18 protein-coding genes are annotated in these 21,330 nt (G+C 41.6%); 4 read left to right on the forward strand and 14 right to left on the reverse strand.

Going from position 1 to position 21,330, the window contains the following annotated elements; all coding sequences use genetic code 11:
• Positions 1–35: 35 nt before the first annotated feature.
• The 5 genes from chbG to ACIQXU_RS10385 are packed head-to-tail and all read right to left on the reverse strand — an operon-like array spanning position 36 to position 4,111.
• Positions 36–743 carry a chitin disaccharide deacetylase gene (chbG, locus tag ACIQXU_RS10365; protein ID WP_402871614.1) on the reverse strand — a complete coding sequence of 236 codons (708 nt, stop codon included), beginning with the start codon at positions 741–743 and terminating at the stop codon, positions 36–38.
• Entirely contained in the window at positions 736–2,082 is a 1,347-nt protein-coding gene (locus tag ACIQXU_RS10370) for a 6-phospho-beta-glucosidase (RefSeq protein WP_402988975.1), read from the reverse strand. The genes chbG and ACIQXU_RS10370 overlap by 8 nt, the downstream gene beginning before the upstream one ends.
• Complete coding sequence (locus ACIQXU_RS10375) at positions 2,079–2,426, reverse strand: PTS sugar transporter subunit IIA (RefSeq protein WP_402871619.1); 348 nt, start codon at positions 2,424–2,426, stop codon at positions 2,079–2,081. Before ACIQXU_RS10375 ends, ACIQXU_RS10370 begins: the two co-directional genes overlap by 4 nt.
• Positions 2,427–2,442: 16 nt before the next feature.
• A complete protein-coding gene (locus ACIQXU_RS10380) occupies positions 2,443–3,798 on the reverse strand; it encodes a PTS sugar transporter subunit IIC (RefSeq protein ID WP_402871622.1) in 1,356 nt (451 codons plus the stop codon).
• Between the two features lie 4 nt (positions 3,799–3,802).
• Positions 3,803–4,111, reverse strand: coding sequence for a PTS sugar transporter subunit IIB (locus ACIQXU_RS10385; protein ID WP_402988978.1), 309 nt, complete (start codon positions 4,109–4,111; stop codon positions 3,803–3,805).
• Positions 4,112–4,372: 261 nt separating this feature from the next.
• Between ACIQXU_RS10385 and ACIQXU_RS10390 the strand changes: the two genes are divergently transcribed.
• Positions 4,373–5,101, forward strand: a complete 729-nt coding sequence (locus tag ACIQXU_RS10390) for a GntR family transcriptional regulator (RefSeq protein ID WP_402988981.1) — start codon at positions 4,373–4,375, stop codon at positions 5,099–5,101.
• Between the two features lie 145 nt (positions 5,102–5,246).
• Here the strand turns inward: ACIQXU_RS10390 and ACIQXU_RS10395 are convergent, their stop codons facing one another.
• The 3 genes from ACIQXU_RS10395 to ACIQXU_RS10405 all read right to left on the reverse strand — a co-directional run bounded on the left by ACIQXU_RS10395 (position 5,247) and on the right by ACIQXU_RS10405 (position 7,450).
• Complete coding sequence (locus tag ACIQXU_RS10395; protein ID WP_402988983.1) at positions 5,247–5,783, reverse strand: TetR/AcrR family transcriptional regulator; 537 nt, start codon at positions 5,781–5,783, stop codon at positions 5,247–5,249.
• Between the two features lie 143 nt (positions 5,784–5,926).
• Positions 5,927–6,565: an FMN-dependent NADH-azoreductase gene (locus ACIQXU_RS10400; protein ID WP_402988986.1), complete on the reverse strand. Its 639-nt coding sequence runs from the start codon at positions 6,563–6,565 to the stop codon at positions 5,927–5,929.
• Between the two features lie 285 nt (positions 6,566–6,850).
• Positions 6,851–7,450 carry a hypothetical protein gene (locus tag ACIQXU_RS10405; RefSeq protein WP_402988989.1) on the reverse strand — a complete coding sequence of 200 codons (600 nt, stop codon included), beginning with the start codon at positions 7,448–7,450 and terminating at the stop codon, positions 6,851–6,853.
• A gap of 682 nt (positions 7,451–8,132) precedes the next feature.
• On the opposite strand from ACIQXU_RS10405, the gene exaC reads away from it, so the two are divergent.
• Both exaC and ACIQXU_RS10415 read left to right on the forward strand, forming a co-directional pair.
• The gene (exaC, locus tag ACIQXU_RS10410) at positions 8,133–9,653 is read left to right on the forward strand and encodes an acetaldehyde dehydrogenase ExaC (RefSeq protein ID WP_402871640.1); all 1,521 of its coding nucleotides are present in this window, start codon (positions 8,133–8,135) and stop codon (positions 9,651–9,653) included.
• A 21-nt stretch (positions 9,654–9,674) separates the two neighbouring features.
• Positions 9,675–10,037 (forward strand): DUF779 domain-containing protein, encoded by a 363-nt coding sequence (locus tag ACIQXU_RS10415; protein ID WP_402988992.1) that lies wholly within the window; start codon positions 9,675–9,677, stop codon positions 10,035–10,037.
• Positions 10,038–10,203: 166 nt separating this feature from the next.
• On the opposite strand, the gene ACIQXU_RS10420 is transcribed toward ACIQXU_RS10415, so the two are convergent.
• Both ACIQXU_RS10420 and ACIQXU_RS10425 read right to left on the reverse strand, forming a co-directional pair.
• Positions 10,204–11,817 carry an Ig-like domain-containing protein gene (locus ACIQXU_RS10420; protein WP_402988995.1) on the reverse strand — a complete coding sequence of 538 codons (1,614 nt, stop codon included), beginning with the start codon at positions 11,815–11,817 and terminating at the stop codon, positions 10,204–10,206.
• 387 nt (positions 11,818–12,204) lie between these two features.
• Positions 12,205–13,668, reverse strand: a complete 1,464-nt coding sequence (locus ACIQXU_RS10425) for a protein adenylyltransferase SelO (RefSeq protein WP_402988998.1) — start codon at positions 13,666–13,668, stop codon at positions 12,205–12,207.
• A 240-nt stretch (positions 13,669–13,908) separates the two neighbouring features.
• Here ACIQXU_RS10425 and ACIQXU_RS10430 point away from each other — a divergent pair, with 240 nt between their 5' ends.
• The gene (locus ACIQXU_RS10430) at positions 13,909–15,330 is read left to right on the forward strand and encodes a LysM peptidoglycan-binding domain-containing protein (RefSeq protein ID WP_402989001.1); all 1,422 of its coding nucleotides are present in this window, start codon (positions 13,909–13,911) and stop codon (positions 15,328–15,330) included.
• Positions 15,331–15,406: 76 nt separating this feature from the next.
• On the opposite strand, the gene ACIQXU_RS10435 is transcribed toward ACIQXU_RS10430, so the two are convergent.
• From ACIQXU_RS10435 to ACIQXU_RS10450, 4 genes are all read right to left on the reverse strand, one after another.
• On the reverse strand, positions 15,407–15,916 hold the full coding sequence (locus ACIQXU_RS10435) for a YfiT family bacillithiol transferase (RefSeq protein ID WP_402989004.1): 510 nt from the start codon (positions 15,914–15,916) through the stop codon (positions 15,407–15,409).
• A 219-nt stretch (positions 15,917–16,135) separates the two neighbouring features.
• Positions 16,136–17,797 carry a catalase gene (locus ACIQXU_RS10440; protein ID WP_402989007.1) on the reverse strand — a complete coding sequence of 554 codons (1,662 nt, stop codon included), beginning with the start codon at positions 17,795–17,797 and terminating at the stop codon, positions 16,136–16,138.
• A 449-nt stretch (positions 17,798–18,246) separates the two neighbouring features.
• Entirely contained in the window at positions 18,247–18,972 is a 726-nt protein-coding gene (locus ACIQXU_RS10445) for a 3-ketoacyl-ACP reductase (protein WP_402871658.1), read from the reverse strand.
• A gap of 1,016 nt (positions 18,973–19,988) precedes the next feature.
• A complete protein-coding gene (locus tag ACIQXU_RS10450) occupies positions 19,989–21,221 on the reverse strand; it encodes a cytochrome P450 (RefSeq protein ID WP_402989010.1) in 1,233 nt (410 codons plus the stop codon).
• Positions 21,222–21,330 lie beyond the last annotated feature (109 nt).

The raw sequence follows: 21,330 nt of genomic DNA on the forward strand, positions 1-21,330 counted from the left end.
TTTTTTTGTCTTAATGGGCCTTCCTGAACCGATCATTACCGGAGAATGAATCCTTCTGGCAATGTGGCTTTCATCAAGATGGCCGTTTCCTTGAGCCTTTCTTGATTGTAGGAGGAATGCTGGAGCAAATCATCATCCAGGTAGGCTGGGTGGGTCATGACCTCCACGCTTTTGCCCTCACTAATCCGCTCGTTAAGGGTTTGAAAGTAATCGACGGCCGCCTTTTCCCCATAAAAATCGTCAAGGAATGTATCGGTCACTGTTTCAATGTCCTGAAAATGGGGTCCCGCTTTTCGGACTGGTAGCCCATAATGGGCGGAAAGCTTTTTCACGACCGGCCAAAAGGCCGGGATCGCATGGACATGATGATGACTGTCAAAATGGGTCGGCATCATCCCCAAATCGATGAATTTATCAATCTGGGCAGACCATTCCCTCTCCAACTCTTCCAAGGAAATACTACCCGGGTTCCCATATACCTCATCTTGCTTTTTGAAGTTTCCCTCTCTGTCTACAAGGCTAGGCACATCATGTAGCAGCGGCCGTCCCCATGTCAGGACAAGATGGATGCCCACCTTAAGCGTGCGATGATCTTTGGCAATTCTGATGGCATGATCGGTCGCTTTTGCATTCATCATCATGGTCGCCGAATTGACTATTCCATTTTTGTGGCTATTCAATATGCCGTAATTCACAGCCCGTGAAAACCCGAAATCATCAGCATTGACCAGCACTTCAATCATGAAAGCTTCCTTGTAATTCCTTATTCCGGAAGAACTGCAGCAAAAATTCCTTATGCGCCAAGAGCATTTCGTCCAGAATCAATTTCCCCACCCGGTCACTTGGAACTAGTGGGTTGATGGTCATCGCAAGCAAGGCCGTATCATAGTTGCCTGTTACGGCAGCCTCGATAGCCACCCTTTCAAAGGACTTAATTTGCTGGACGAGTCCGCGAACGGCTACCGGTAATTCACCTACCGTGATCGGTTTTGGACCATCCTTCGTAATCACACAGCTCACTTCAACGGCTGAATCGTACGGGATGCCTTCAATCGCACCATAATTCATCGTATTGACCGCCTGTATATCACGTTTATCCGTATACATGGAATGGATCAACCGAACCGCGGCATCACTGTAGTAAGCGCCGCCCCGTTCTTCAAGTTGTGGTGGCTTGATGTCTAGATCGACGTCTTTATATAGTTCAAATAGTTCCGTTTCCAGCTTTTGTACGACCTCAGCCCTTGTTTCCCCATTTTCTGCATCCTTCAGCTCTTGAGCCAGGATATCTCCCGTTTTGTAGTAATAATTGTGATATGGGCAAGGAAATAAATTCAATGCACGAAGGAATTCTGGCTCCCATCCCATCGCATGGATATTCTTCATCGTCACCGCTTTATCCGGGTCTGAAATCATATCGATAATTTCCTCTTTCACGCTCTTTCCATCCACGAATACATCCAACCCGTATACCATATGGTTCAATCCGGCGAAATCAATCCGCACCCGGTCCGGTTCCACCTTCATCAACTCGGCGACACCACGTTCCATCCCGATCGGCACATTGCATAGACCGACGATTTTAGTGATGTTGCTATGACGAAGAACGGCTTCCGTGACCATGCCGGCAGGGTTCGTGAAATTGATCAACCAGGCATTCGGGCAAATCTCTTCCATCTCCCGGGCGATGTCAAGAATGACAGGAATCGTCCGAAATGCTTTGAACAACCCGCCTGGTCCATTCGTTTCCTGACCGATGACCCCATGCTTCAGCGGGATTTTCTCATCAAGTGCCCTCGCAGCCAGCTGCCCGACCCGTAATTGGGTCGTGACATAGTCGGCACCCTCTAGAGCTTTCTTACGGTCAAGCGTTAAGTGAATATCAATCGGCACTCCCGCTTTTTCCACCATCCGTCTTGCCAGCCCGCCGACGATTTCAAGCTTTTCCTTGCCAGCTTCTATATCCACGAGCCAGATTTCACTTACAGGAAGCTCCTTGTAATATTTAATGAATCCTTCAATCAGTTCCGGCGTATAACTTGAACCTCCGCCTATCGTAACGATTTTCAACCCCTTACTCATTCCGCTGTCCCCTCCTTGATCTTGTTGGCTCCAAGAAACTCTTCTCTCATCTCAATCATTTCAACCGCCAAATCCTTCAAAGTCATCGCCGTCATCAAATGATCCTGTGCGTGTATCAGGATAATCGGGATATCTAATTTCTCGCCACCCGCTTCCGCATGAATCAACTGAGTCTGAAATTTATGTGCCTGCAATAATTCCGTCTCCGCCTCCGCTATTTTCTGCCTGGCTGCTTCGAAATCTTTTTTCTTGGCTTCTTGCAAGGCTTCCATCGCAAAGCTCCGTGCATTTCCACTGTGTAAAACAAGTTGGAAAGATAACTGATATAATTCTTCTTTTTCCATGTTCCCCACTTCTTTCTTAAAGACTTACTGATTCTGATTCCGAATCCTTTGTAAGCTCCGTTTTATTTTTCGAGTCAATTTTCACTTGGGCATACACGAACGGCAAGTAGATTACGGTTGAAATGACGAGATTGATTCCTGCCAGGACAGCCCCCGAAACATGGCCACCTGTCGCCAAGAATCCTCCGACAATCGGCGGGGTCACCCATGGGATTTTGGCTACAATCGGGAAGACCAGACCGCTGCTCACCGCTAAGTACGAAATGACTGTAGTAATGATAGGTCCTAGAACGAATGGAACCAACCAGATTGGATTCAATACGATGGGAAGCCCAAAAAGAATCGGTTCGTTGATTTGGAAAAGTCCCGGGGCCCCACCAAGCCCAATCATCTGTTTATACCGCCTTCTACCGGCTATGATCATCGCAATGATCAAGCCCATCGTTCCGCCCGATCCACCTAGATAAACAAAAGCATCAAGAAACGAGCCGGCCAAGACGCCATATTGGTCCATATCTGTAATGCCTTTTGCATACAGATCAATATTCTTTACGCCAGAACTTTCAAAAAGCGGTGTCGTGATTCCACCAAGGATGTTCGGTCCATGAAGACCCACCATCCATAAAATATGAACGAAAAAGACAAGAAGGATGGCGAATGGCAGTGAATCCACGGCCCCTTGCATCGGAGATACAATCACTTTACTTAACCAGTCATTCACGATCTGGCCATTCGTTGCGATACGGAAAAGCAATCCGAACACCCCGATGATGAAAATGGTTGCCATGCCTGGAATCAATTTGGCAAACGAGCGCCCTACTGCAGGAGGTACACCCTCCGGCATGTTGATCACCAAGAATTTGAGTTTGGAAAGCCTTACAAAAATCTCCGTCGCAATAAGGGAAACGGCAATTCCCGTAAAGAGAGCGGTTGCATTAAAGTAATTGGTACTGATGAAGCCAGCTGCCTCGCCTGATACGACTTTGTTATCAACCGTCAGCGAGACCAATCCCATCTGTGGAAGCAATAAGAAGAAACAGGCCGCCGAAATGAGCATCGCCTCGAATCCATCGTCTCCATAAGATTTAGCAAGTTTATAAGATATACCGAAAACGGCAAAAATGGTCATGAATGCAAAGGTACCGAATGAAATGTCATTGCCAAGCGTCGTCCAGGTAGGACCGAAAATGGCTTCCATCATTCTTCCGTATGGCTTGATGATTTGCCCTAGATTATTCAATAAAACCGCGAACGATCCGATAATTGTAATCGCTATCATTCCAATCAACGTGTCACGAATGGCCAACAGATGTCGGTTATTCCCCAACTTGACTGCAGCCGGCATAATGTACTTATCAATGAAAGTCATCATATCCTTATTCTCCTTTTATCAAAGTAACAGCTTGTTTGAGCACTTCTTCCCCGTTGCACAAACCATAGAACATCGGATTGATTGTATCGACTGGAATGCCTTTTGCTGTGCCTGCTTGCTTCATCTTAGAAAGCAGGAACCTAACCTGTGGCCCTAGTAAAACAACATCTGCCTTATCCATTTCTCTGTCCACCTCAGTAGAAGACACTGCCCATATGTGGCAATCTATGCCTTGTTCCTTCGCACTTTTCTCCATTTTCGTCACTAGTAAACTCGTAGACATTCCCGCAGAACAACATAATAAGATATTCATAGATTTCTCCCCTTTTCATTTCTAAATATTCTGTATTTTTGATGTAAATAGGTGCTTCCTTTTCTTATTTCACCTTTTACGAATGTATCTCCTCCTTTTTGAGTGGAACATTGGTCATTACCTATATATTCCATTGTATAGTCATTTATATCTAATTTCAATACAAATTTTAAATTTGTTACTACAAATAACTTTATAGTTGATTCTTGTTGTAACAAGATATACTCTAGAAGTAGCGAAAAATGTCTAGGAGGAAGCATGTTGAAAACCACGAATAAAGTGACAGCCCTTCATTCTGCCGTAAAGGAATCCATCGTTCAAATGATAAAGAATGGGGATTATCAGCCAAACACTAAATTACCGACCGAAGCAGAATTCTGTAAATCATTCGAAGTGAGCAGGACGACCGTCCGAACAGCCCTCCAACAACTTACCGTGGAAGGGTATGTGTACCGGATTCAAGGTAAGGGAACCTTCGTTTCAGAAAATAAAGTACGCCAAACACTTACCAGCACAGTTGAAAACTTTTCCGATCAGGTCATGATGCAGGGGAAAAACCCCTCCACCAAGGTCTTGGGTTTAACTGTCATTGAAGCAAACGCATCCCTTGCCAAACGATTCGACCTTGATATTGGTGATCCCATCAATAAACTCGTTCGGGTGCGTTATGTAGATTCCGTCCCCCTTCAATACGAAGTCGCCTACCTACCGTGGCATAAAACACCCGGTCTTGATATGAAGGCCTGTGAAACATCCCTATTCCGACTGCTTAAAAACCAGTTCAATCTCAAAGTCCTGAAGACCATCGAACATCTGGAACTGGCCCTCGCCGACGAGTCCATTGCAGAAAAACTGGAAATTCCCAATGGATCTCCCTGTTTCTCGCTTGAAACCCATACGTACGAGGTAGACCAGAGCGTCATCGAATACTCCAAAACCTACTTCAGGGGAGACCGTTCCCATTTCGTAATTGAAAGGAATTATGAATGATGCAAAAAGAACTGCCCATCATGACATGGACAGTTCTTTTTGTATCAGAAAACATCATAAGAGAAAATCCGGTGAATGATGGCTTGAAGAATCTTTTGATTGCCTCTGTCTTTTCTTAACCCGTTCTATATGGGTGACCTTCACACTAGCCTAAAATCATAGTTGTCAAACGGTTTACCGCCGTATGCAAAGTTTCTTTCCCCTCTACACATGCCATTGCCACACCATAAATGCCCCAACTCCAAAATGTAGCAAGTAAATAATGTTCTTCCTTTACGCCATGCTCTTTATCTAATAAGGCTTGCAGAGTTTCCGTCAATCGCTGTTTAATTTCATGGTCCATTTTCGATTTGAATTCTTCAAGAGCATGTTGACATTGTAGCGATAAATTTATTTGAGAACCCATAATAGCCTGTAGCGACATAATAATCGTTTGTTCATCGATGTCTTCTTGTAATGCTACTTCTTTAAAAATTTCTTTCGTAAGAACTTCTCTTTGAATCTCATCGATTAAATCGTATTTATCCATAAAATGATAGTAAAACGTTGAACGGTTAATCTCTGCTTCTTGTGTAATATCAGCAATGGTAATATCACTAAATTCCTTTTGTTTAATCAGTCTCATAAAACCATTCATGATACTTTGCCTTGTCCGTTGGATTCGTGGATCTTGTTTTTTCATTCGTACCCACCTTCTCATAATTTCTAACACTTGTTGGATGAATTGAATGACCCGATTATAACAGAAGAATTTCCAGAAAAAAAATAAGCAATTCGTGGTCCATTCATATGAACCACGAATTGCAATATAAAGATAATAGACGATTAGAAGGTTTGGGCTAATTGCTTTGCACGCTCGATGCCTGCTGCTTTAATTTCCTCCGCTTTATTTCGCATTGCATCATGACCTTCTATAAATAAACCTTCAAATTCAGTAATGCCCATGATGGCCATCAATTGTTTTAAATAGCGATTGCCTAGCTCTAAATGAGCTAGAGGATGTCCTTCTGAATAAAAATCACCACGGGCTTGAATGTGAAGCACTTTCTTACCTTGAAGTAAGCCTTCAGAACCTTTTTCTGTATATTTAAACGTTTTACCAGGTACAGCTACGGCATCAATGTATGCTTTCAGAACTGCTGGGAATAAATAATTCCATAATGGCGTTACGAATATCATTTTATCTGCTGAAACAAATTGATTGAGAATTTCGTTTAAGCGACTAACTTTCGCTAATTCCTCAGTTGAAAGAGCGTCCATTGGCTGTCCTGCACGAAGTTTTCCCCAACCACTGAAAACATCTGCGTCCAAATTTGGAATTTCTTCCTTAAATAAATCCACGGTCACGATTTCATCCGTTGGGTTTGTATCTTTATATGTTTCAATAAATGCTTTTCCTGCTGCCATACTAGCCGAACGATTTTCATCATTTGGATTTGCTGTAATTAATAACACCTTAGTCATAATAATTACCTCTAATTCTTTTAAATTTACAACAACTGTTGTGAAACTTAGTATAAAATGATTGATTAACTAAACAAACCATCAATTTTATCAGCTTGTTGCAAATCCAACATTTAGCTGATATTGACTAAAAAGTGAATAATCAAAATAATTATCAATTAGGTGACCTCATATAAAAATACGGATATTAGCCTTTGTATATGTAAAAAGGCATGAGATGTATGGATTTCTCCTGTACTCTCATGCCTCTTATCTTCATATCATACTTTTTTAACACGCAGGAAGTTACTTGGCTTCTTCCTCACCCTCTAAATCATCCGGGTAGACGACTTCGTCAAAGACTTTTTGAGTCGCCGCATCTTTAACCGATATCGTAACTTTATACTCATCCGGGCTTGCTCCATTAAAAACTTGATAGTACATGCCAGTTATGCCTAGTCCCATGGCGGCAAAGCCGTCGAAACCATTCTCATATGTTTCTTTATCCACTTCTAAAGTAAACTTTGAAAACGCCTTGTTATGGGAGACCTCTTTAATGGATGGATAATCTTTGCCATTCTTCATCTCTTCCATTGTCTCTTCCGCATTCTTTTCTAAGTCTTTCATCATTTCCTTATGCTTAGACTTCGGCATTTTATACGTTAATGATCCGTCCTCGTTTTTCGTCACTTTACTTACACCATCTTTTTTGGCTTCAGCAATGACGCTATCGATGTCCTCACCTTCAAAGAATGAAGCAGGCAATGTCACTTCTACATTTAGGAGGCCTTTATCGACCTTCAATGCCCCCTCTTCATCTTTTTTCGATGCATTATCATCATCAGATGAGCAGGCTGCAAGCATCGCCATCATTACCATTAAAAAGATAAATCCAAATTTCTTCATACCGTATCCCTCCTATATATGTATGATCGATCATAATTCTTTAAGTAAAAAAATCATTTCAAATCACTTTAACATTATATAAGAAAAGTATTGATTCAGTATAAGTATTTTTTGTTTCCTTTAATTAAGCAGAAATCCACATGATACTTACTGGTTATTCTTTATGGGTAGTTCGATTACATTCAAGTTTTCTTATTGTCGTATGGTTTCTTCCAGATAAGAAAAGCTAAGGGAAAGGAAGGTTGGTTACTACTCAATCGATTTGTCATTCATTGAAATCCTAACGCTCCTGATACTATTTCCGAAATCCCCTTGCTTTCCTAGTTAGATGGCTCTGATTTAATCGTCAATGGACAGTCCCTTCGGAGAATTAATCGGCCACTCATTTTAAAGAATAATAGGAAATATTCCGAAATAACTTTCTTTTTTCAGTGTTTCTAAGAACAGGAAATATCGAGAAAATTATGGAATAATTAGGGTGATTCCCTTTAAAAAATTAGCCACATTTTTACAAAAATGCTATTAGTAATCTATTTTTCTAGTTCTTATTGCTTGTGTTTTTGTCGAAAAAAGACGATTATAGAGATAGAAAGCAGACCTGGATGATTTCCCTATCATTGTTCATACAATCGTGTTCATCGGGGTTAGTTTTCTAAACCAATTAAAGGGGAGAAATACAACTATGATTTATGCTAATCCTAATACAGAAGGTTCTGTCGTACAATTCAAAGAAAAATACGATAACTTTATTGGTGGAGAATGGGTTGCACCCGTTAAAGGCCAATATTTCGAAAATAAATCACCAGTAACTGGTAAAGTATTCACAAAAGCTGCTCGTTCTACTGTTGAAGATATCGAATTGGCATTAGATGCTGCACATGCTGCAAAAGCTGCTTGGGGAAAAACTACTCCTGCTGAACGCGCTCGCATTTTAAACAAAATCGCTGACCGTTTAGAAGAAAACTTAGAAATGATCGCTGTTGCAGAAACTTGGGACAACGGTAAAGCTGTACGTGAAACATTGAATGCCGATATTCCATTGGCAATCGATCACTTCCGTTACTTTGCAAGTGCCATTCGTTCTCAAGAAGGACGCACAACTCAAATAGATAATGATACAGTAGCATACCACTTCCAAGAGCCACTTGGTGTTGTTGGACAAATCATCCCTTGGAATTTCCCAATCCTAATGGCTGTTTGGAAAATCGCTCCAGCTCTAGCTGCTGGTAACTGTATCGTCATGAAACCAGCTGAACAAACTCCAGCTTCTATCATGGTGTTGGTTGAATTAATTCAAGATATCATCCCTGCTGGTGTTCTTAACATCGTTAATGGTTTCGGTATCGAAGTTGGTAAACCACTTGCTACGAACCCACGTATTGCTAAAATTGCTTTCACTGGTTCAACTGCAGTTGGTCGCCAAATCATGCAATATGCAACTGAAAACATCATCCCTGTAACACTTGAACTTGGTGGCAAATCACCTAACGTATTCTTTGAAGATGTAATGGATAAAGATGATGCTTACCTAGATAAAGCAATCGAAGGTATGGTTATGTTCGCATTGAACTCAGGCGAAATCTGTACATGTCCTTCACGTGCTCTTATCCAAGAATCAATCTATGACAAATTCATGGAACGTGCACTAGAACGCGTTAAACAAATTAAAGTTGGTAACCCACTTGATACTGAAGTAATGATGGGTGCTCAAGCTTCTAATCAACAAAAAGAAAAAATCCTTTCTTACATCAAGCTCGGACAAGAAGAAGGCGCTGAATTACTTATCGGTGGAGAAGAAAACAAATTTGATGGAGAACTTGAAACTGGTAACTACATCAAACCGACTGTTTTCAAAGGAAACAATAAAATGCGTATCTTCCAAGAAGAAATCTTTGGACCAGTACTTGCTGTTACTACTTTCAAAGACTTCGATGAAGCAATGGAAATCGCAAACGATACTCTTTACGGCTTAGGAGCTGGAGTATGGTCTCGTAGTGGAGATATCGCTTACCGTGCTGGTCGTGGTATCGAAGCTGGTCGTGTTTGGACAAACACATACCACCAATATCCTGCTGGCGCAGCATTCGGTGGATACAAATTATCAGGTATCGGCCGTGAAAACCACCTAATGATGCTTGATCACTATCAACAAACAAAATGTCTATTAGTAAGCTACGCTAAAGACGCTCAAGGATTCTTCTAAATCGAAAGGATACGATCAAACATGGTAGAACGTGTTATTGCAACGAACGAAGCACTTACATTAATAGACTCTATTAAAAAAGTACATGGATCTATCATGTTTTATCAATCCGGCGGCTGTTGTGATGGATCTTCTCCGATGTGCTATAGAGAAGGAGATTTTCAACTGGGGGATGCAGACATCCATCTCGGTGCGATTGGCGATGTACCCTTCTACATGCATAAAAGCCAATACGATTATTGGAAGCACACGCAACTGATCATCGATGCAACTGAAGGACGAGGCCCGGATTTCTCACTTGATAGCGTGGAAGACCAACATTTCATCACACGCTCGCGGGTTTTTTCAGAGGAAGAATACCAAGAAGTGAAAAAAGTTTTATAGCATGTTAAAGAGCATTCCCAAAAGTCTAATTTGGCTATTGGGAATGCTCTTTTCATTATTATTTACTTCGTTTCTTTGACAGGTTTGAAAGTGATATACATGTATAAAATAATCCAGTTGCAATCAACAACTGGATTATTTCTTAGAAAATCTCGTTCAATTTTATTTATTTTTTCTTAAAAACAACCTTTTTCAAACCAGAAATATAAATACGATCTCCAGATTTAAGTGTATTGGTTACACTTTTAACTCCAAAACCATCAGATTCACTTGTGAGAATTTCGTTTACAAGTAGGCTATTACCTCTTTTAATGATTAAATTCCCTGTTCCGTCTGATGTAACCATTTTATATTTTCCGGCATTTATATCCTTACCTACTGTCCAATATCCCGCATGTAGTGTATTGGATTTAACGTTCGATACACGTGTAAACTTTACACTGTCCAAACCACTTATTTTAATTTTATCTCCAGCTTTTATATCCGTTGTAACTACTCTTACTCCAAAATCATCATATTCACTAGTTAAGACCTCATTTATAAAGCGATCTGTGCCCATACCAATAACTAAGTTTCCACTACCTGAATTTGTCGTGATCTTGTATCGCCCTGCTTTAATATCCTTGCCTGCTTTCCAAGTACCGGCACTTAAGTTTTTCACGTAGGGTTTCGCTTTCACTTTGATCGTTGCCGAAGTCTTTTTGCCGTTTGTAGTGGTAGCGGTAATTTTTACTGTCCCTACACCAACGCCTTTGACTTTCCCTTTACTACTGACAGTTGCAACTTTTTTATTGGAAGTCGACCATTTCACTGTTTTTTTTACCGCATTACTTGGGCTCACTGTTGCAGATAAGGTTAATGTCTTTCCTTGAACGATGGTAGCTGAAGTCTTATTTACCTTTACAGACTTTGCCACAATTGGTGATTTAACCGTTACTTTCACCTTAACCGCTTTAGCATCTTTAACATTTGCTGTAATGGTTGCGGTTCCTTTCGCTTTGCCCGTAACCTTACCTTTGCTGCTAACCGTTGCGATTTTTTTATTCGAGGTTGTCCATTTCACTGTTTTATCCATACTATCGGATGGGGAAACAGTTGCGGTAAGCTGTCCTGCTTTACCTGCTGTTACAGTTAAGCTTGTTTTATTTACTTTTACAGTTTTTGTAGAGACCTTCACCTTTACTTGTTTCACAACGTCACTATTATCATTTGCGGTCGCCGTAATGGTAGCAGAACCGTTCGCGATTCCTTTGATATTACCTTTTGAATCTACTTTTGCCACCTTAGTGTTGGAGCTTTTCCATACAACTGTTTTATTTGTAGCATCCGATGGAGCAACGGTCGCCGTTACTTTTACTGTTTGTTTCTTTGTGATATTTAAAGATGCTTTGCTCAACTTCAAACTTGTTGGCACTTTTGTTACAGTAAGTGTAATACTTTCCTTTATAGATGGATTGCCGTTTGCAGTAGCAGTAATGGTTGTAGTACCTACATTAACTGCTTTGATTTTTCCATTTGTATCTACTGCTGCGATATTCGGATTTGTGCTAGTCCAGTTTACGCTTTGATCAGTAGCATCAGCAGGGTTTACAGTCGCTGTTAACTGAGCCGTTTTATTTAATTTTATCGATACGCTTGATTTGTTTAGTGTAATGCTTTGAGGAGCCACAATCTCCGCACCTAATGAATCTGTGTTTTCCGCTTGAGCTGTACTGCCTAATGATACCGATAACGCTAACATCAGCATGAAAATAACTTTTACCCAAATATTTCTTTTCAAATACAAAACCTTCTTTCAATTTTTCATTATTCACGACTAATCATCATCAAACAACTTTCTTAACACAAAATTATAATATAAAAGTGCTCTATTTCATCGAAAAGACTTTCACACTACGAAATTACCTTGATTAGATTATTCGATAAATTATATCCAAAGTTAAATCTATCACTTTAATAAATACTTTGCCTTATAAATCTATTAATTTTCTAAAGTTTTATTCGTCGCCCATATACCAAAAGTAACAATTCAAGATATTTTTATTCTAAAATGATAGGATAATGTATCTAAAAAGTTTTTAACAGAAGTCGATTCTTCTTCAACCCGAATACCTATAGAAAAAAAGATGACTCCAATAGGAATCATCTTTTCGAGTTATTTTTTTCATTAAGTACCACAAAAAGTCTGGTACGGGCCGCATGATTCAGGTACTGTTGCGTATGCTTCCTGATCTCTCGTATGCGCGTATGGGTGTGAGAGTACTTCCAGAAGTCGTTCCAACACACTGTAATCGCCTTTTTTCACCGCAGCATCCAATGCTTCTTCCACCCGGTGATTTCGTGGAATCACCGCAGGATTACTTTCTTGCATCAGTTTCTTCGAAGAGTCTTTCGATTCCTGTTGACGCCCTACTCGCTCCTGCCATAGTCTTTTCCACTCGTCAAACTCCGGAGAATCGAAAAGGGCTGCGTCCCCTTTTGTTTCAAACGTTAAGGCACGGAAGGTGTTCGTATAGTCTGCCCGATGCTTCTTCATCATGTCGAGGAGTCCTTCGATCAGCGCTTCATCCTCTGCCTCTTCATCAAAGATGCCCAACTTTGCCCTCATGCCCTTGAACCAATGTGTATGATATAACTTATTGAATTCCGAGATCTCATCCTGCGCCAGTTGAATGGCCTGTTCCTGATCATCATGCAACAGTGGCAGTAGGCTTTCCGCCAATCGGGCTAGGTTCCAAGCGGCAATGTACGGCTGATTTCCATAGGCATAACGGCCTTGAACGTCAATGGAGCTGAATACCGTTTCCGGATCATAGGTATCCATGAAGGCACATGGGCCGTAATCGATGCTTTCTCCGCTAATGGTCATGTTGTCAGTGTTCATCACCCCATGTATGAAGCCAACCAACTGCCATTTTGAAATAAGCTTGGCCTGTCGTTTGATGACCTCCCTTAGCATCGATTGAGCTCGGTTTTCAGCGGCTTCCACCTCTGGAAAATGACGCTTGATGGTATAGTCGACAAGGGCCTGCAGTTCCTCGATTGTCCTCCACTTAGCAACATATTGAAAAGTCCCGACACGAAGATGGCTGGCAGCCACACGGGTTAGAACCGCACCTGGTAGCACAGTTTCCCGATAGACCGGGTCGCCTGTCTTCACTACAGCCAAACTACGCGATGTGGGAATTCCCAGCGCATGCATGGCTTCACTGATGATATATTCACGTAACATCGGACCCAGTGCCGCGCGTCCATCCCCCCCGCGTGAATAGGGTGTTCTTCCTGGACCTTTAAGCTGGATGTCCATCCTTTCCCCCTCTGGCGTAATCTGCTCACCCAAGAGCACCGCTCGCCCGTCACCTAGCATCGTGAAATGACCAAATTGGTGACCCGCGTATGCTTGGGAAAGAGGCAAGGCTCCTTCAGGAATCTCGTTTCCAGCAAGTACTTCCACACCCTCATCGCTTTCTAATTCTTCCGCGGACAGTCCTAAAGTAGCAGCCAGCTTTTCATTGAGAATGATCAATTCAGGTGCACTTACTGGAGTCGGGTCGGTAAGGGTGAAAAGAGCTTTTGGAAGTCCAGCATAGCTATTTTCGAAGTTCCATCCTGATTCATTATTTTTTGTCATAGAATCCCCTTTTCTTTAGTCATGTTTGTACTGGTTTTTCCTCATATTTAAAACAAAAATAGTCATTTGCATGGTCCTTATGCACGTTTTTAATGTCTGCATATGCCCATTTATTATACCGCTTCCACATCAAGATGACCCTTTTTAAGCAATCGCGTTTGAAAAACACCATAGGTAAATACACATTTAAACGGCTATTACATAGAATGCATGAATGAAATGACTTAAGGGGGAGTTCTGTTGATTATCTATGTAGTAAGCAGTGGCGATTCGTTATGGAAAATTGCAAACCGCTATGGAGTAACGATCGATTCAATTGTTAAATTAAATGCATTATCCGACCCAAGCCAATTAACGCTTGGCCAGTCATTGGTTATTCCTCACATCGGGACCTCTCACATCGTTGAAGCCGGAGAAACCTTATGGTCGATTGCCCAGCAATATGGACTGACCATTCAAACACTCATGCAAGCCAATCAACTTACCGACCCAAACGTACTTTACCAAGGCAGTGTTCTATATATCCCGCCCATTACACACGTCGTTCAGTCGGGACAAACGTTATGGGACATTTCCGTTTGGTATGGCACGACCGTTCAGGCCATCTTGAGTGTCAATCAAATCGAAGACCCAAACACGATTTATGTAGGAATGAACCTCATCATCCCAAGGTCGAAACGAGCGATAGAAGTGAATGCTTATACCTATCAATCAAGTGATGCAGCCGTCCAATCCATCCAAGATATCGGCCAACTACTTACTTACCTCAGCCCTTTTGCGTATAAAATCAAGGAAGATGGCACATTAGAAGGACTGAATGATGAAGATATGGTCGACGCCGCGATTTCAAAAAGCATCGTCCCCATGATGTCGATTACGAACTTCACTTCAACGGAAGCGGGATCCAACCTAGCCCAAGTCATTTTGTCCAACTCTTCATTAAGGGAAAAGGTCATCAGGAATGTGCTTGAAGTGATGGATGACAAAGGCTATACCGCACTAAACATCGATTTTGAAAATGTATTGCCCGAGAATCGCGAGGATTACAACCGATTCCTGCAACTGGCCGTTGACCGCCTTCATGCTAGAGGCTATTTGGTTTCTACTGCTCTTGCGCCCAAAACGAGCGAAGAGCAAGCTGGTGTGTTATATGAAGCACACGATTATGAAGCGCATGGAAGGATTGTCGATTTCGTCGTGCTCATGACGTATGAATGGGGATATCGGATGGGTCCCCCACAAGCCATCTCTCCCCTCGACCAAATGAGGAAAGTCGTGGAGTATGCCTTGACGGTGATTCCTGCAGAAAAGATCTTCTTAGGGTTCCAAATATATGCACGGGATTGGCTCCTCCCACATGTTAAAGGCCAGGAAGCGGAGACATTCAGCCCACAAGAAGCCGTAAGAAGGGCCGTTAAGCATGGAGCACCCATTCAATATGATCCGGTCGCCCAATCACCCTTTTTCCGCTATACAGACGAAAAAGGGAAAACGCATGAAGTATGGTTTGAAGATGCACGGAGCGCCCAAGCCAAGTTTGAACTCGCAAAGCAATATAAGCTCCGCGGTATCAGCTACTGGGCACTAGGTTTCCCTTACCCCCAAAACTGGGCTTTATTAGAGGACAATTTTTCAATCAAGAAATTGAAGACATTTAGCTGATTTGCTACAACCTTTCGAGGATAACCGTTTAAAAAAATGGCTTATCGACATTCGATAAGCCCATTCTATCCAATTGTTATTTCGATAAGGCAATTTTTATATGGGCTAAGTGGTGCTTTTCGTGCCAAGCTAATTTTGCGATTTTTTTTGCCACTGTTATTTCACCATTTTCCTGGTGAGTGAAAGTCCGACGTACTTGCTCTTCGGTTAAACTATGCCCTAAAGCAACGATACGCTCATTTATCCCCTCTAGCATTTTAATGGAACTTTCTATGGGAAGTTCAGTGTCCGGTTGAATGGCCCACTTTTCTTGGTCAAAACCTGGTACCGTTGGATTCTCATCTGTCAAAGCCAGCTTCAAACGTTGATACATGTTCAACTGGGAATCTGCAATGTGATGAACAAGCTGACGAATATTCCAGCTACCCTCACGATATGTTTTCCTTAATTCCTCATCACTTAATGAGTCAACAGTTTCTCTTAATTGAACGGTGTATGTTTCGATATCCTTTAGCCATTCTTGAATGTCATCCAGTGTTACTTGTTCAGGCACTTGTAATTCCCCAATTGGAAATCTCACATCCATTTTCATTCCCCATTTCCCTATTCGTTATTTCTTTTACATATTGATCAGGAGATTATAATCCCCTTATATTTTAACATATTTTATCCAATTTCCGACATTTATTGGTACCAATAAAGGGGACACCGAAATAACAAGAACTCTTTAACCAAAGACTAAAAAAAAGCTGCCCGCCCGTCAGTTTTCACCGACTTTGGGACAGCTGCTTTGTTTTATTGCCTCTTAATAAGGATCGGCTTCGTGGCTTTTCTTCACGGCATCTTTAGTCGCTTCATTCGCAGCTAATGTACCTTGGCCATATTTCGACTTACCTGAATCACGGCCTGGAATCTTGCCTTCTTCCTGCTTTTCCTTGATTTCTTTCATTTTCATTTCGATGCCTTCCTTCACACGGCGGCCATATTCTTCATCGGCTTGTGTAAAGTGCTCAACCATGGCATCTTGAATACGTTTGTCACATATTGCAAGTGCGTTGGATAGGTTGTTGATTAATTCATCACGTTCCCAGTCCTCAAAGCTGCGATATGTATCGCCCGCTTGACCATAGTTATTAGGACGGTCAATCGGCTCGCTCATTACCGCCGCATTATAGCTCGGACGGTGCTGTGGACGCTCTTCTTTGCTTGCTTCCTTGTACCCGCCGATCATCGAAGGTTCATAGTTAATCGATGGATTTTCACCATTCTCTTTCGGGTCACGAATATCCATTTGACCACGATGCTGATTCGTGCGGACAGGCACTTTCGGAGCATTCACAGGCAATTTCAGATAGTTCGGACCTACACGATAGCGTTGCGTATCAGAGTAGGAGAACGTACGGCCTTGGAGCATTTTATCATCGGAGAAATCCATTCCGTCGACAAGGACCCCTGTACCGAAGGCGGCCTGCTCGATTTCCGCATGGTAGTCCACCGGATTGCGATCAAGAACCATACGACCGACTGGTAACCATGGGAATTTATCTTCCGGCCAAAGTTTTGTATCATCTAGCGGATCGAAATCAAGTTCTGGATGGTAGTCATCCTCCATGATTTGTACATAGAGTTCCCATTCCGGATACTCGCCACGCTCGATGGATTCATATAAATCCTGTGTCGCATGGGCGACGGTCTTCGCTTGAATAGCGTCTGCTTCTTCTTGGGTTAAGTTGCGGATGCCTTGCTTAGGCTCCCAATGATACTTTACAAGCACAGCTTCGCCTTTGTCATTCACCCATTTATAAGTATTCACTCCAGAACCCTGCATATGGCGGTATGTAGCTGGAATGCCCCATGGAGAAAATAGGAATGTAATCATATGCGTAGCTTCAGGTGAACGGGAAACAAAGTCGAACATCTGCTCAGGATTCGCCACGTTCGATGCTGGATCCACCTTGAATGCATGAATCATATCAGGGAACTTCATCGCATCACGGATAAAGAAAATTTTCAGGTTGTTACCGACAAGATCCCAGTTACCATCTTCCGTATACATTTTCACGGCAAAACCGCGTGGATCCCGTGCTGTTTCTGGCGAATCCTTCGATCCTGCCACGGTAGAGAAACGGACCATGAGTGGTGTTCGCTTCCCAGCACCCGAAAATACTTTCGCCCGTGTATATTTTTCTGGAGGTTCATCTCCGACTTTTCCATATGCTTCAAAATAGCCAAATGCTCCAGCACCACGTGCGTGAACCACACGCTCCGGCACTTCCTCCCGGTCAAAGTGGGAAATCTTTTCGATGAAATGATAATTCTCAAGTGTAGCGGGACCGCGATTACCTACTGTTCGGATATTCTGGTTATCCGTCACAGGGTGACCTTGACGCGTGGTCAACGTATCGCGTTTCACATCTTTTTCTTGATCCTGTCCTTTTGGAGCATTCATATCTTTGTTCTCTGCCAAAATGAAAACCTCCTTAAAAATAGTGGCCCTTACTTCACTAGTATTCCAGTTTATAAGGGGAATTATCATTTATATTAAATATTAAATGATAATTATTATAATCAATACAAAACCATTATAGGGTATGCACGTAAAGAATGCACGTAAAATGAATTACATTTTCTTTCTCAATAAATATCGTATATTCTCAGTAGTGAGGATTACTAGATAACCGCTCATCTATCTATTAGAGGCCGTCCCTTAATTTCTTAAAAGTCGTTTACTAACTAATTAGACAATACTTCTTCTATACCTTCGTTTTGAAAAAAGAAAACCTATAATTGATAAATTTCTCCAGAAAACCAGAAATTATTCTCATTAACTTAGATGCCTTCATAACAAAAAAAGAGTCAATTATCCTTTTGGATAACTAACTCTTTTAGTTCTTTATTTATTGAAAATAAACGGCATTAAAATGGGTTCGTTGCGATGAAGCTTGCTGTTTTGACATACATACGTGGATTGATCTTTAATTGGTCCACGATGAATTCTGCAATATCTTCAGGTTGGATGAATTTTGTATCGTTATTTTCCTTAATTAAGCTTAGGTCAAGCGCAAGATCTGTTGCCACCGTACTTGGTGTCAAAGCAGACACGCGAATATTGTTGCGGCGAACTTCTTGTGCCAGGGATTCTGTAAAACCAATCACGGCAAACTTGGATGCACTGTATGCACTTGATGTAGCTGCTCCACTCAATCCATTTGTGGAAGAAACATTGATGATGTCCCCACCATTTTTCTCGATTAATTGAGGCAGTACAGCATGTGTGACATAATAGGTTCCCATTAAGTTTGTATCAATGATTTGTTTCCATTCTTCTGGATCCATTTCCATAACCGTACCGAATGTTCCGATACCCGCGCTATTAATTAGAATATCTGCATTCCCTAACTCTTTTGTTAAAGATTCAATCGCTGCTTCCACTTGTTCCTTTGATGAAACATCAGCTGCTGCATAGGCCACTTTAACGCCTAACCCTTCAATTTCGGTAGCCGCCTCTTTTAGAGTTGCCTCTGTTCTTGCAAGTAAACCGACGTTTACTCCTTCTTTAGCTAGTGCGATAGCCGTTGCTTTCCCGATTCCTCTTGCCCCACCGGTAACAATTGCTACTTTATTTTTTAATGATTGTGCCATAATAGTTAGCCCCTTTCTAAATCAACTTTCATATACGTTCTATTATACTATTTTGGATTGGATATTCCTAAAAGCCTGCTTGGCCTTTTGCAGAAACCATTTATAAGTATTTTCTTGATTAGGTTTTCGTAAATTTTGTTTTATATTCTTATATTTCTCTTGCTATGCAAATCATTTAAAGGATAGGTCAAAATGGTAATATAAGGATTTGGTCACTTTCCAATGGTACAACTAACATTTAAAAAATGGATGAAAATCACTATTACATTAATGATTCTTTCAACAATATTATATTCATTGAATGCCGTATACATTGATAAAAAGGCGATTGATTGGGAACATGTACTTCTCCAATCTATCGGATTACCATTATTCATTACAGGTTTTTTATGGTTATGGGGAGATATAACTTTTTCAAAAAAGAACAAAGAAGAAAAAATCGATCCAAAATAATAAACCTAGCGATTACGATTTTCCCCCAGTTTCATTCATGACTATTTCGAGCACACCACAGCATTAAGAAAGTTTTCTGATTGTTGATTCTCCAGCTGAAAATAATGGCAAAAAGAACATCAGAAGTATTCTGATGCCAGACTGTAGACAAACTCTATAAAAATCGTGTTTGTATGGCTTGTACAATGTGGACGTTGATTTCCACTCCAGGCACTCGCTTTCCGCGGGCGGTCCGCGAGCCTCCTCGGCTTTCGCCTGCGGGGTCTCCCGTAGACACGCTTTTCCCGCAGGAGTCTCGTACCTTCCGTTCCTATCAACTTTGTTTTAACTCATAGATAATACCCTATTTCCTAAGTCATGATTGTTTCACAATAGAATTATTAGTTCTTAAAATGGAGCCTGCCCTGAATGTAAAGATGATGGAAAATTGGACACGGCAAGTTTAGGCGAAGATTCGAAAGGAATTTCAAAAGGGGATCGGAACTTAATATTTCCGACCCCCTTTTGTCTAAACTCTGACATCAGAGTTTTCTGATGTTCCTAAAGTATTGCAATTTCCCCTCTTACTTATAGACCTTGACCGGTAAATATGTTAAGGACTGTCCAGTAGCGGATTCGGTTAAGTTTTGTTCTAAATCAAACCCTTCGACAGGTTCGATACGAGAGAATTTCTTGACGAAAAGCTCCAAAGCCAATTTCATTTCCAATCGTGCAAGCGGTGCACCTAAGCAGAAATGTGGCCCGCTTCCGAAGGTCAAATGCTTCTTATTATTTGGACGGCGGATGTCTATTTTGAAAGGATCTTCAAACATATCTCCATCCAGATTGCAGCCGCTCATCCAAGCGATGACGGTATCCCCTTTTTTTAACGGAACCCCTAATAAATCATTATCTTCTTTAACCGTGCGATCTCGTCTGGAGCTGTGGAACCGATACCGTAGCATTTCCTCGACTGCATTCGGAATCAATTCAGGCTCATTCCGGAGTTCTCCATAGATTGACGGATCATCATAAAGTAATGAATAGAAAGAATTCGCGATCGCATGGCTAGTCGTTTCTACACCCGCGCCTAATAGGAGCATCGTCGCCTGCACGATCTCTTCATCCGTAAACCTTTCCCCATCCACTTCTGCCCGGATTAAGTCACAGATAATATCATCTGACAGATTCGAACGTTTCTGAACGACAATCGGATATAGGTATTGGAAATATTCCTTTGCCGCCTGTTCCTTTTTACGCATGATATCTTCCAACCTTGCTTCGTCATAAGGTTGGAACAGGATATCCACCCATTCTTTGAACTGGTGTTGATCTTGAATCGGCACCCCGAATAAATCCGCGATAACCATAGCAGGTAAAGGGCCAGAGAATGCTTTTATAATATCGACCGTTGAGTCAGCTGGAATGTCATCTACAAGGTCGCTAATAATTTGGTGAATACGAGGTTCCCATTCTTTCAAACTGCGCGGGGTGAAAGCGGCTGCTAACAAGGAGCGGCTCTTCCGATGTGCAGGTGGATCCACCAATGTAAGATTCGTTATGGAAGAAGGTTTTTCTGCCTTCTTACCCGCTCCAACGAAAATAGCACTTCTAGGTCCTTCACTTGAAAAAACCTTATAGTTACTTAACACCTGTTTAACATGTTCATATTTAAACACATTCCACGTATTCGTTCCCTCATGGAAATAGACAGGATGATCGTGAAGCATTTCTTTGTACCATTCAATCGGGAAAAACTCATCAGCACGTGATTGAAAATTCGTAATTTCTTTAATAGGAATCACTTCTTTGTTCATTAAGTCATATTCCTCCTTCAAAACATCTAAAGATTCTCTGCCTTCTACATTTGCACGTATGTTCAGCTTACTCTAAACAGAGTATTTTGAAAAAAGCAATAAGTAATAG

The organism is Peribacillus sp. NPDC097284 (genome assembly GCF_044761765.1).
Classification (GTDB): domain Bacteria; phylum Bacillota; class Bacilli; order Bacillales; family DSM-1321; genus Peribacillus.

Excerpts from the sequence above, each read along its gene's own strand:
- chbG (WP_402871614.1), bottom strand. The coding sequence starts at position 743 with ATGATTGAAGTGCTGGTCAATGCTGATGATTTCGGGTTTTCACGGGCT.
- ACIQXU_RS10370 (WP_402988975.1), bottom strand. The coding sequence starts at position 2,082 with ATGAGTAAGGGGTTGAAAATCGTTACGATAGGCGGAGGTTCAAGTTAT.
- ACIQXU_RS10375 (WP_402871619.1), bottom strand. The coding sequence starts at position 2,426 with ATGGAAAAAGAAGAATTATATCAGTTATCTTTCCAACTTGTTTTACAC.
- ACIQXU_RS10380 (WP_402871622.1), bottom strand. The coding sequence starts at position 3,798 with ATGATGACTTTCATTGATAAGTACATTATGCCGGCTGCAGTCAAGTTG.
- ACIQXU_RS10385 (WP_402988978.1), bottom strand. The coding sequence starts at position 4,111 with ATGAATATCTTATTATGTTGTTCTGCGGGAATGTCTACGAGTTTACTA.
- ACIQXU_RS10395 (WP_402988983.1), bottom strand. The coding sequence starts at position 5,783 with ATGAAAAAACAAGATCCACGAATCCAACGGACAAGGCAAAGTATCATG.
- ACIQXU_RS10400 (WP_402988986.1), bottom strand. The coding sequence starts at position 6,565 with ATGACTAAGGTGTTATTAATTACAGCAAATCCAAATGATGAAAATCGT.
- ACIQXU_RS10405 (WP_402988989.1), bottom strand. The coding sequence starts at position 7,450 with ATGAAGAAATTTGGATTTATCTTTTTAATGGTAATGATGGCGATGCTT.
- exaC (WP_402871640.1), top strand. The coding sequence starts at position 8,133 with ATGATTTATGCTAATCCTAATACAGAAGGTTCTGTCGTACAATTCAAA.
- ACIQXU_RS10415 (WP_402988992.1), top strand. The coding sequence starts at position 9,675 with ATGGTAGAACGTGTTATTGCAACGAACGAAGCACTTACATTAATAGAC.
- ACIQXU_RS10425 (WP_402988998.1), bottom strand. The coding sequence starts at position 13,668 with ATGACAAAAAATAATGAATCAGGATGGAACTTCGAAAATAGCTATGCT.
- ACIQXU_RS10435 (WP_402989004.1), bottom strand. The coding sequence starts at position 15,916 with ATGGATGTGAGATTTCCAATTGGGGAATTACAAGTGCCTGAACAAGTA.
- ACIQXU_RS10445 (WP_402871658.1), bottom strand. The coding sequence starts at position 18,972 with ATGGCACAATCATTAAAAAATAAAGTAGCAATTGTTACCGGTGGGGCA.
- ACIQXU_RS10450 (WP_402989010.1), bottom strand. The coding sequence starts at position 21,221 with ATGAACAAAGAAGTGATTCCTATTAAAGAAATTACGAATTTTCAATCA.